8 protein-coding genes are annotated in these 8,071 nt (G+C 30.6%); all 8 read left to right on the plus strand.

Annotated features, from left to right (window positions below; genetic code table 11):
- Positions 1-949 precede the first annotated feature (949 nt).
- The 8 genes from CXF54_RS12765 (at position 950) to CXF54_RS12800 (ending at position 7,969) form a co-directional block, all read left to right on the plus strand.
- On the plus strand, positions 950-1,690 hold the full coding sequence (locus CXF54_RS12765; RefSeq protein WP_198551067.1) for a carbon-nitrogen hydrolase family protein: 741 nt from the start codon (positions 950-952) through the stop codon (positions 1,688-1,690).
- A 622-nt stretch (positions 1,691-2,312) separates the two neighbouring features.
- On the plus strand, positions 2,313-2,777 hold the full coding sequence (locus CXF54_RS12770) for a hypothetical protein (RefSeq protein WP_101203849.1): 465 nt from the start codon (positions 2,313-2,315) through the stop codon (positions 2,775-2,777).
- Positions 2,778-2,908: 131 nt separating this feature from the next.
- On the plus strand, positions 2,909-3,490 hold the full coding sequence (locus CXF54_RS12775; protein WP_101203850.1) for a hypothetical protein: 582 nt from the start codon (positions 2,909-2,911) through the stop codon (positions 3,488-3,490).
- A gap of 156 nt (positions 3,491-3,646) precedes the next feature.
- Positions 3,647-4,291 carry a hypothetical protein gene (locus CXF54_RS12780; protein ID WP_101203851.1) on the plus strand — a complete coding sequence of 215 codons (645 nt, stop codon included), beginning with the start codon at positions 3,647-3,649 and terminating at the stop codon, positions 4,289-4,291.
- A gap of 176 nt (positions 4,292-4,467) precedes the next feature.
- Positions 4,468-5,235, plus strand: coding sequence for a TlpA family protein disulfide reductase (locus tag CXF54_RS12785; protein WP_157823451.1), 768 nt, complete (start codon positions 4,468-4,470; stop codon positions 5,233-5,235).
- 694 nt (positions 5,236-5,929) lie between these two features.
- Positions 5,930-6,352, plus strand: a complete 423-nt coding sequence (locus tag CXF54_RS12790; RefSeq protein ID WP_101203853.1) for a hypothetical protein — start codon at positions 5,930-5,932, stop codon at positions 6,350-6,352.
- A gap of 186 nt (positions 6,353-6,538) precedes the next feature.
- Positions 6,539-7,321, plus strand: a complete 783-nt coding sequence (locus CXF54_RS12795; protein ID WP_101203854.1) for a hypothetical protein — start codon at positions 6,539-6,541, stop codon at positions 7,319-7,321.
- Between the two features lie 156 nt (positions 7,322-7,477).
- Positions 7,478-7,969 carry a hypothetical protein gene (locus CXF54_RS12800; protein WP_198551068.1) on the plus strand — a complete coding sequence of 164 codons (492 nt, stop codon included), beginning with the start codon at positions 7,478-7,480 and terminating at the stop codon, positions 7,967-7,969.
- The last annotated feature ends 102 nt before the right edge of the window (positions 7,970-8,071 follow it).

Raw genomic sequence — 8,071 nt, forward strand, 5'->3', positions numbered from 1 at the left:
AGTTTGTTAACTTAGTTGCTAAACCACGCAACTAACCATACACAAACACGTTGCCAAGCATAGCGGAATTCAACTCAAACTGAAAAAATAGGGCTTTAAATAACCGAATTTCTGCCGACTCAAACTCCGAAAAACTTACTGTAAACTGAATTTCACTCTTGCGGAATTCGGATCAAACGGAATTTATATAGTTTGCGGAATTTAAGCAGCTTTGTGTGAAATTCAGACTATTGAACCTCACTCAAATCCGAATTGAAAGCGGATGAATCTATTGCCGAATTCAAACTGTTGTGTTGAATTTCACTCAAACGGAATTACATTGATTATGTGAAATAATTAGCGAAATTCCACGCGTGGCAACAACGTGCATAATTAATATGCTTGTTTTATGCTTATCGTGAAATTCTGCCGAATTTCACTAATGGTTAGTTTTTATTTATTAATTTAGTTGACTTAACAACGCATACTAAGTCATGCACAAGCACGTTGCCAAGCATAGCGGAATTCCACTCAAACTGAAAAAACTAGACTTTAAAATAACCGAATTCCTGCCGACTCAAACTCCGAAAAACTTACTGTAAACTGAATTTCACTCTTGCGGAATTATAATGAAACGGAATTTATATAGTTTGCGGAATTTGAGCAGCTTTGTGTGAAATTCCGACTATTGAACCTCACTCAAAACCGAATTGAAAGCGGATGAATCTATTGCCGAATTCCAACTGTTGTGTTGAATTTCACTCAAACGGAATGACTTTGATCATGTGAAAATATTAGCGAAATTCCACGCGTGGCAACAACGTGCATAATTAATATGCTTGCTTTATGCGTATCGTGAAATTCTGCCGAATTTCACTAATGGTTAGTTTTTATTTATTAATTTAGTTGCTTAACAACGCATACTAAGTCATGCACAAGCACGTTGTAGCCAATTAAAACCCAACCTAAATTGAAAATAGCATCAGCACAGATTAAATCAACAATTGGAGAGATTAATCAGAACTTAGAAACTCATTACAAAATGATTGATTTAGCTTCTAAAAATGGAGTTAATTTAATTATTTTCCCTGAAATGTCTATAACTGGATATTGTAGAGAAAAAGCGAGAGAACTTTCAATGACTGAATTTGATAAAAAGTTAAACACTTTGAAAAAAAATGCAGTCGAAAAGAATATAACAATCGTTGTAGGAGCACCTATAAAAATTGACAACAAAATGCACATTGGCTCTTTTATTTTCCTGCCAAATAATTTGATTAAAATTTACACAAAACAATATCTTCACGACGGAGAGGAACGATATTTTGAACCTTCTTTTGAAAATAATCCAATTATAGAAATTAATGAAGAAAGATTTTCTTTTGCAATTTGTGCAGATATAGAAAATGAACTACATCCGAAAAAATCTTGTGAACTTAATAATACATTTTATTTACCGAGTATCTTTTACTCTAAAAATGGAATTGACAGCGGAATAGAAAAATTAAAAAACTACGCTAAAAAGTATTCGTTAAATATTTTAATGTCAAATTTTAACGGAGAACACTGGAACATAGAAGCTGGAGGAAAAAGTTGTTTTATAAATAACAAGGGAGAACTAAAATCTAAATTGACAACTAATGAAGACGGATTATTAATCATCCATAGGAAAAATAATAATTGGGAAAGCGAAATAATAACAATCAAATAACTGGCTACAACACCGTATATAATTTATTGCTAGTTCTAGCCTACTTACGAAAATCCTCGCGGACTTTCTTTGTCCGTAATTATTTACTAAATTAGTTGCTTAGAACACGCAACAAACCATATACAACAACGTTGTTTGCAAGTGGTTTTAGGATTTTACAAATCTTTGGTTTATCAGGTTAAAAATCACGAACAGGAATCGAGATGGAAAAGAAAATACAATTTTTAGGAATACAAAATAAAGAATTTAATGAAGGGTGGTGTATTTTTATTTAGGTCAGTAGCTATCGCCACAGCATTGTTATGAATATTTTTTTGTTCTGTGTTTTTTTTTACCAATTTTAATCATAAAATTCTTTATTTCTAAATTAAGGGCATTGCTTATTTTATCAAGGACAGTAGGACTCCAATCTTTATAAATATTTTTTTGTTTGAGCTTTTTTAAAAAGAAAAATTGTATTTTCATTAACCTGCAAACAACAACGTGTAAGATTAATTGCTAGTAATCGCTTGTTTAGAGTTCTTTGGTTATTTTTAAATAAACAAAAGTTTTTTTATTAACTTAGTGAATTAAAACACGCAACTAACATTACACACGTCCGTTAGCTGTCATTTGAAGAACGATGAAAATTAATAAATCGAATTACGAATTTTATAAAGGAGTTTTCAAAATAATTTGGGAATTTGAAGCGAAATACGCAAAAGTGGATCCGAATGCTGAATTTTCGCCTATAAAAGTATTGCTGAACTGGGAAAAGGAAAGTGATTCTTTAGCGAGAAGAGGTTTGAGAGAAGGTTTAAGAGATTCTCTAACTGGACTTAAGGATTTGCCATCTAACTTAAAAACGGAACTAAATAACAGTCTGATTTCTAAAAATTTCCCATCAATAAATATTCTGACTTCCCAAATTAGAAATGTGCCAAAAAAGGTACTCGAAAAAGGAAAAATAAAAAACCTTGATGAATATTATATAATCAAAGAAATATTAGATGATTTAGAATATGAAATAACTAAATCTGAACGAACTGATTTGAATAAAATATTCGGAGAGTTTGAACGGAATTATAAAGAAAAAAACGCCAGCTAACATCGTATAAAAATAATGCGTAGTTTAGTGCTTAATCATAAGTTCGTGCTGTTTTGCTACTTCTGATTTTCCTGCGGAAAATCCTCGCACACAAAACCGCACTATTCTTATACGTAACCGTTGCCAACAATATGAAAAAACGCAGAAATAACAACAAACGAAGTCGGTTTTCGATTTTATTTCCAATTTTGACAATACTCGGAATTGGAATTATTGCTGCGTTGACTTCTGGCTACGAAAAAAGTTGGACGTTTAATTGGAACGGAATTCAAAGCAACGTAAAAGATTCAATTAGTGTTTATGAATATCAATCCATTTCAAGTGGAATTGGTGGAAATGGACGAGCAATGCCTGAAGAAATAGAAAGTAGAAAATGGATTATGGAAAATGCTACGGAATCTGAACTTCTAAATCTTACGGAATTTCCAAATGGGAATATCAAAGCAATTGCTTACGAGGGATTATTGAGAAAAAAGAATTTCAAAAACAAACATGAACTGATTTCAAATGCGATTAATGACACGATTTATTCTGTTTATTATCAATCTGGTTGTTTAGGAAACGAATTGAAAGTTGGCGAATATTTGGTTCAAAATGTTTTAATGATTGACAACCGAATTCCACCTTTTCGACCTGAATTAATAACTGATTTTGGACTTTCGGAATTGGAAAAACAAAAAATTCTGACTGAATTTCATAATCGGAAAAAATAAAATACTGTTGGCAACACCGTATAAAAATAATTGCGGCTTGGTGCTTAATCAAAGGTCGTTTCGTGTTTGTAACGTCTGATTTTCCTTCGGAAAATCCTCGCATACAAACCCGCAACTATTCTTATACATAAACGTTGTACAACATTTACCGAAACAATGAAAATTGGAATTTTAACAATATTATTTCTTACTTTTTTAAGTTGCAAAGATGTAACTGAAAGAAAAAAAAATGAACCAAATCCTGACAGATTTGAATTGCTTCCTGAACCAGATAAAACGGAAAAAGAAAAGTATCTGAAAAATCAAAATCTGAATTCTTTACTTGAAAATCCAATTGACTTACAGAAATTTAAAAAATCAAAAAACATAAATTACACAACAACTGGCGTAAGTAATGGAACGGATTACTACTTTGAGCCAAAAATTAAAGACTCAATATTCTATACTTATAATTATCCAACTAAAAATTTTACTGACTCAAAAAGAATTGACCAAATAGTTGTGTTTAAACACGGAAAGAACAAACACACTTACGAAGACGAAACTGAAATTCTGATTGAATTGAGAATTTTTAATAAAGATTTGGAATTAGGGAAAGCTAATCTGGTTGGACTAACAAAAACGGAATTGGAATCGGAATTCGGAGTAAACTATCTGAATTTTGAGAATGGAATTGTCTATTCGAATAAAAACAGAATTTTGATTTTGGAACTTGAAATTTCTAAAGTCAAATCCTATCGATATATAAAATTGAACACCGAAAAAGTCGACAAAGATTTAATCGGAGAAATAATGAAATAAAAAACGTTGTACAACACCGTATATAATTTATTGCTGGCTTTTTGCCTACTTGCGAAAGTCCTCGCGGACTTTCTTGGTCAATAATTATTTACTAATTTAGGTGCTTAAACCACGCAACAAACCATATACAACAACGTTGTATGCAATTTGACCAATCTGTAAACTATAAGAATATAATGAACAAAATTAAACTTCTATTTGCACTCACTTTTCTAATATTCAGTTGTAGTGAAAAAGAACCAAACTTTTACAAAAATCTTTACACAAATGAAATTTATACGACTCTTGAATACGATAAATTTATTGGAGATTTATATTTAAAAGTATCTGATTCAATAATAGAAATAACAAATCCGTCCGACATCAAACAAACAAGAGACTCATTACTAAAAGAAATTCGAGTTACTTCAAAGCTTAAAAAAATTATTAAAAGTGGAGATTCAATAATTAGACCTTTCGAATATGACTTAAGAATTGGTAATGAATATTTGATTAGGTCTGATAATTTTGAAAAAATCGGACTAGAAATTACAGAGAAAAAGCACAAAACTCTCGAAGGTGAAGAGATTGTAATTGGCGGAAAACAAGATAAACCTACTCTCGTAAATTTATGGTTTATTGGTTGTCGTGGATGTATTGAGGAAATGCCTGCACTAAATCTCTTAAAATCAAAATATGCTGATAAAGTTAATTTCGTAGCCTTAACTTTTGACAATAACGAAGATGTTATCAAATTCTTGAATAAAAAGGAATTTAACTTTACTCATTTAACTAATAAAAAAGAATTTATCAAAGAAATCGGGACTAAACCATATCCCGAAAATATTTTTATTGACAAAAATGGTTTTATAAAATATATCGAAGGCGGAATTGGAAGTGGTGACAATTTGAATTTAGTAATTGAACACTTTGAGAAAATTTTGGAAGAATTAATAAATGAATAAAAACTGCATACAACAACGTGTATAATTAATTGCTTTGGCAAGTGCTTATTTGGAAAATTCCTTCGGAATTTTCTCGCGTTCGTTTTTGTTTACTAAATTAGTTGCTTAAACACGCAACTAACCATACACAACAGCGTTGTAATTAACGGCGGATTTCCAGTCGGAAATCCACAATTTTAGTTTGATAAATTTAAAATCATAAACTAACAGAGTCACGAGCCGATAAAACTATTGAGATAGAAATAATTGAAAACCACTTCTACTCTATTTTGAGCAACGAATCTGAAAATCGAATTACAAAAAACTCGGCGGAGCGAAATGATTTTAGCACAATAGCGGAATTATAAGTTAAAACGGAGAAAGTCGAGTAAAACAGAGAAAATGAGTATTGATTCCGAGAAAACTCATTGAAACGGAAAAGTAGAATGATAAAATTAAACTAGAAAGATAAATTCAAGGATTTTGACAATTATTACGGATTTGAAAGTTGAAACGGTCTGATTTTTAGCACCAGAATGAAAAGCCGCTAAATTACAACAATGCACATAAAAAATTGCTTAATCTTCTAAATTAGAATGTTTCTAAAACAAAAAAATGCTAACTTTAAAACTTGGAAAATTGAGGTTTCAAAATCGCAACTTTTCATGTCCTAAACCGTTGTAAAACATTTGACAAATCACTCTCTGATTAAATTATGAAAGAAAAATTAGATAGCATAAATATCGAATTGTTAGTTCAGGCTTGTCAATTGGGTGCACAAGATATTTGGTTTCAAGGAGATTTAGAAATACGAATAAATGGAATAAAGCCTTATTCGGAAATGAGTGATATTATTGATGTTGATGCTTTCCTAAAAAGTTTAGAAACTGATGGAGAATATTATATTTTTTCGTGTAATTGTGGAATTCCAGAATGCAGTGGTTGGATAAATGGAATTAACGTAAAACATCGAGAAAAAAACATTGTCTGGACAAATGGGAATACGAAAGAAGTTTGGATTCTCGATAAATCAAAAATTGAAAAGGACCTAATTGAAGTACGAAAAGAAGTTATGAATTATAAAAACTTTTTTGCCGAAAAGAAAATTAAATATGTCGGTGTTGGATATAACTGGTAATCAATTGAACTGAATAAAAAACGTTTTACAACAATGTATAAAAATAATCGCTCTGTTTTGGGCTTAACCAAAGGTCGTTGCAAGTTTACTACGTCTGAATTTCCTTCGGAAATTCCTCGCACGCAAACCCGCAACTATTCTTATACGAGACCGTTAGCTACAATATAAAACCTACTCAAACTTAAAATGAATAAAGATAAAATTCAGGAAGAACTAGATTCTGAAGAATATAAGAATGAATGGAATAGATTACTCAAAATGAGAAAATCTATTATCTATTGCTTGTCATTTTCTCATATGAATTCAGCTAGAGATGGTGTTAGTGGAGAAAGAAATTTCTTCTTACGAATGATTGATGATATTCTTCAATCCGTAATTTCAATTGAGATTCTAGCAAAAGAAGGAATTTCAAATACTTGTAGAAGAGAATTGAGGTATTTAATTGAGCTTTCTATAAAAAGTTGTTTAATTGTAAATAATACAACCAAACAAAGTTTTGAAGACCAAATAGATGAATATGAGAAACTATTAAATTCTTCAAATATTAATCCTATTAATACATTAAAGTTCTTTTATCTAAAAGACAAAGAAGAGGAATTTAAGACTGAGACAAAACGATTATATGGTTATCTATGTAAATATTCACATTCTAGTTCATATCAAATTCGAGAAAGATTAGCAAAAGCGGAAATTGGAAGAACAATAGGCTATGAAGGAATTCAAGAGTTACGTGAATTAAATAATGACATAGAAAAAGTTTTGGCGATTGTTTCAGTTATGATTTTTCATTCTGTTGCTCAATATGTAGTTGGAGATTTTTTAGTAGAATCTAATGGAGAAACTGTTAATTGGTATTTTAACAAATCAAAATATATTAGTATAATTGATGAGGAATTTGATTATAAACACGAAAGACAATCAATACTTGAAAAATTAAAAAAGGATAGACTTGAAAGAGTCAAATTTTAATAAAATACTGTAGCTAACACCGTATATAATTTATTGCTAGTTATAGCCTGCTTACGAAAGTCCTCGCGGACTTTCTTGGTCGGTAATTATTTACTAGCTTTAGTGCTTAAAATACGCAACAAACCATATACAACAACGTTGTGTACAATGCCTAAAATGATCCAGAAATTTAACTTAAAACTGATTTTATTAGAATGTTTCGCTCTGATTTTTATCATAAGCGGAATTGACCGATTGTACGTGGCATATAACGGAAATCAATTCGATGCTTTAATGAATGAAGATTGGGGAAAATTTGAATCGCTGACTGATGTTAGAGTTGGAGATTTTTTTATTAACCAAGCATACTGGACTATAGCAAGTCTACTAATCGGAATTTTAATTGTTGGACTTATAAACTGGAAAAACAAATTCGGAATCATAAATTCAATAGTAGCTCTCATTTTGACATTTGGAATATCTGCTACTGGAATTTACTCTGACGGAATAATAAACAGATATCTGAATTACTTTTGCGGAATATTTGCTGAAGGTTATGGAATGGCTTTTTTAATTGGCGGTTTGATAATAGCATTAATCGGAATTATAATTTTATGGAAAACTATAAAAATGAACAAAAGCACTATACACAACACCGCGTATAATTAATTGCTAGTTTTAAGCCTACTTACGAACATTCCTGCGGAATATTCTATCTGTGATTTATTTGCTAACTTAGTTCCTTAAATCACGCAACTAACCATACACAAT

Origin of the sequence: Olleya sp. 1-3, assembly GCF_002836085.1 — a bacterium.
GTDB lineage: Bacteria > Bacteroidota > Bacteroidia > Flavobacteriales > Flavobacteriaceae > Olleya > Olleya namhaensis.

Coding starts and splice junctions, on each gene's coding strand:
- CXF54_RS12780 (WP_101203851.1), top strand. CDS start 3,647: ATGAAAATTGGAATTTTAACAATATTATTTCTTACTTTTTTAAGTTGC.
- CXF54_RS12795 (WP_101203854.1), top strand. CDS start 6,539: ATGAATAAAGATAAAATTCAGGAAGAACTAGATTCTGAAGAATATAAG.
- CXF54_RS12785 (WP_157823451.1), top strand. CDS start 4,468: ATGAACAAAATTAAACTTCTATTTGCACTCACTTTTCTAATATTCAGT.
- CXF54_RS12800 (WP_198551068.1), top strand. CDS start 7,478: ATGATCCAGAAATTTAACTTAAAACTGATTTTATTAGAATGTTTCGCT.
- CXF54_RS12790 (WP_101203853.1), top strand. CDS start 5,930: ATGAAAGAAAAATTAGATAGCATAAATATCGAATTGTTAGTTCAGGCT.
- CXF54_RS12770 (WP_101203849.1), top strand. CDS start 2,313: ATGAAAATTAATAAATCGAATTACGAATTTTATAAAGGAGTTTTCAAA.
- CXF54_RS12775 (WP_101203850.1), top strand. CDS start 2,909: ATGAAAAAACGCAGAAATAACAACAAACGAAGTCGGTTTTCGATTTTA.